Origin of the sequence: Thalassotalea sp. G20_0 (assembly GCF_017744175.1) — a bacterium.
GTDB lineage: Bacteria > Pseudomonadota > Gammaproteobacteria > Pseudomonadales > Endozoicomonadaceae > Endozoicomonas.
Window position 1 is genome coordinate 1 of the sequence record NZ_JAGHQV010000135.1, and the last position, 2,899, is coordinate 2,899.

Here is a 2,899-nt window from a genome sequence, read left to right on the forward strand (position 1 = left end):
TAATACGGATAAACTGGCTGATTTTTTCATCCGGTGTAATCAGCTTATAGACCTCGCCAATTTCAGGAACCGCCCATTCCTCCCGCTGATAGCCCACAATGGAACGCTGACCTTCCAGCTGATCGCCCACCAGTTCCCACGATGCCTTGATACCAGGAACCACATAACTTTCTATTCTGTCTCTGGCATCGAGGCGCTCATCAGTCTGACTGTCGGTATTGAACAGCAATACCGAGACATTCTTATCCTTGGGAGGCTCGGTCAGGATCAAATGACTGCCGAGATAGATGTCATTGTTATCGGTGCTGATCCCGATAAACGCCTTCCGCAAAGCCACATCACCAATGGTCCGGTCAATCCGGGAAATGTCCTGAAAGAGATTATTAACGTTGCCATCAATGACCTCGTTTCCGGTCACCCGACCGCCACCAGCTTCCTCATCCGTGAGGCGCTGACTTTCGAAGAGTTTTACGTCGCTATTAGTAATAGCCATAACAATTCCTTATGCTTGGTTGACATAAATAAAGAATGAGTTGTGAAAGAGAGGAACTTTTATAAGAAGGTGTGGTCTTAAGCTGTAATTCGACAGTTCAATAATTCAATGGATCAAATCGATCAACTTCTTTCATTCGATGCTTCTTTTTCTTATCTTTGTTGCAGCGCATCAGGTTTAGTAGATCAAGAACAGCAATTTGGTACCACCGAACAGCAGCCTATTTATCAAGGCATACCAGTTCAGGTGCTGAACCCTATTTTTATTTACAATAGCGAACCAGATACATATCAAAATGAAGCTAATCATTCTATTTCATTGAATGAATATAATATTACATCCCTAACAAACTTCGATTCAGAAAACGCTTCTGGAACAGGTATTCCAGAGATACCACAATCCATTCTTGATGAATATGTTCCTTACCAGCCTGATTATGAATCAGTCAAGAATGCATTATTACTAACACCAAGTACTCCCTTTCAGGAGCAAATATCGTGGGACGAGCTTGAAATTAGAGAGCAAACAACAGCGAATCATACAAGCTCAGGTTTACAGTTAACTAATATTCCTGCCGGAATTCATAGTTCACAAGATTTACGGCCAGTTGCTGTCGTTAATCCGTTATGCATGCACCAAGCTACAAGTGATAATCAAACAACCCGGGCAAAAGTTAATGTTGATGGCAGTTCTTCACTTGCCGAACGCAAAAGGGTGCGCGAAAGGGTGCGCCAAAGGGAGCTTCGCAAAGATCCCGCTTACGCCGAGCGCGAAAGGGAGCGCCAAAGGGAGCGCTACCAGACAGATCCCGCTTACGCTGAGCGCAAAAGGGAGCGCCAAAGGGAGCTTCGCCAAGATCCCGCTTACGCCAAGCGCCAAAGGGAGCGCAAAAGGGAGCTTCGCAAAGATCCCGCTTACGCCGAGCGCCAAAGGGAGCGCAAAAGGAAGCTCTGCCAGGCAGATCCCACTTACGCCGAACGCGGAAGGGAGCGCCAAAGGGAGCGCCAAAGGGAGCTTCGCAAAGATCCCGCTTACGCCGAGCGCGAAAGGGAGCGCCAAAGGGAGCGCAAAAGGAAGCGCTACCAGACAGATCCCACTTACGCCGAACGCGAAAGGGAGCGCCAAAGGGAGCGCCAAAGGGAGCTTCGCAAAGATCCCGCTTACGCCGAGCGCCAAAGGGAGCGCCAAAGAGAGCGCTACCAGACAGATCCCGCTTACGCTGAGCGCAAAAGGGAGCGCCAAAGGGAGCGCAAAAGGAAGCGCTACCAGACAGATTCCACTTACGCCGAACGCGAAAGGGAGCGCCAAAGGGAGCGCCAAAGGGAGCTTCGCAAAGATCCCGCTTTCGCCGAGCGCGAAAGGGAGTGCAAAAAAAAGCAGTATCGTCAGTCAGTCAATTCAACTAAAAACTCAGGTGATTTACCACTGACTTCTAATTTAACTGAAACGCCCCAGGGTTCCAGTAAAAATTTAGAAGGTACTGTCCCCCCGCTTTTCAGTCGTCAACCTGAAGGAATATTTACAGTCCCGAACGATCCCTCTCAGCCTTAGTGAACGGTCAGCAATCGAAGGGTAAGAAGGTATTGGTTGCTATCGTCCGGGTAGGCAAACGGCATAAGCTGTTGTGCCTCAATGGGAGCCCCGTTAGAGCGGTCAAAAATAACGGAGAACTGCCGGTTATCCGGGAGCTTTAATGTCATTGTTTTACTGACCGCCTTGGAAAGAGCGAACAGGTTTTTTACTGTCAGCCGAGAAACCCAACCGGCCTGACCATTGCCTGAGAGAACGATTGGTCTTCCATGGGTCAATTGTCCCTCCTGCACCAACAAAGCCCCGGTCAGGCTCCGCTCGGTGGTTTGCTCCACCAGGTTCCATTCAAATTCATTGATCCAGAGCAGATCGTCGGGAAGTGTTATGGTATCCAGTTGCATCAGACCGTCCTCATACCAGCATTTTTCAGAGCATCCAGCAGTTTGGTTTCATCCCCCGGTGCAACGACGACATTTACATCACCTCCCGGATATTCCAGCCGGATAATACGCTGCGGGGTTTGTGAAGCGGTGCTTTGAGCAGGAAGGTTTGTACTCCCTTGACTCTCTCTGAGGGCTTGCGTTCTCTCATTATTAGCTTGCCGCCTCCGCTCATTGTAAATCTGCTCGCTGATCCGCAGGGCTGAGGTAATATTCCTGATCGCCTCCTGATCCCCATTTGCGATGGCCTCGGCCTGTTGCGCCCGCAAATCATTACGCTGATTTTGATAACGGCGCTGCTCAATATCGGATTGTCTGCCCTGCAATTCATCCAGTTCATCTTGCAGGCTGTTCAGGGTATTGCGGGAACTGTCGCCTAAGCGGGCCATGTTTTGTTTGGCTGAAACAATGGCGTTATTGAGCCGGTCTAAATCCG

At 49.4% G+C, this 2,899-nt stretch carries 4 protein-coding genes; 1 reads left to right on the forward strand and 3 read right to left on the reverse strand.

The window, feature by feature from the left end; genetic code table 11:
• Window positions 1-493 (reverse strand): hypothetical protein (locus tag J7438_RS24940; protein ID WP_209278753.1); only part of this gene is annotated, 493 nt, incomplete at its 3' end.
• A 630-nt stretch (window positions 494-1,123) separates the two neighbouring features.
• Between J7438_RS24940 and J7438_RS24945 the strand changes: the two genes are divergently transcribed.
• A complete protein-coding gene (locus J7438_RS24945; protein WP_209278754.1) occupies window positions 1,124-2,044 on the forward strand; it encodes a hypothetical protein in 921 nt (306 codons plus the stop codon).
• On the opposite strand, the gene J7438_RS24950 is transcribed toward J7438_RS24945, so the two are convergent.
• Window positions 2,041-2,424, reverse strand: a complete 384-nt coding sequence (locus J7438_RS24950) for a hypothetical protein (RefSeq protein WP_209278755.1) — start codon at window positions 2,422-2,424, stop codon at window positions 2,041-2,043. The two genes, J7438_RS24945 and J7438_RS24950, sit on opposite strands and share 4 nt — an antisense overlap.
• Window positions 2,424-2,899 (reverse strand): hypothetical protein (locus J7438_RS24955; RefSeq protein ID WP_209278756.1); only part of this gene is annotated, 476 nt, incomplete at its 5' end. The genes J7438_RS24955 and J7438_RS24950, both read right to left, overlap by 1 nt.

What these genes read in the sequence shown, in the direction of transcription:
- J7438_RS24945 (WP_209278754.1), top strand. Translation starts at nt 1,124, where the DNA reads ATGCACCAAGCTACAAGTGATAATCAAACAACCCGGGCAAAAGTTAAT.
- J7438_RS24950 (WP_209278755.1), bottom strand. Translation starts at nt 2,424, where the DNA reads ATGCAACTGGATACCATAACACTTCCCGACGATCTGCTCTGGATCAAT.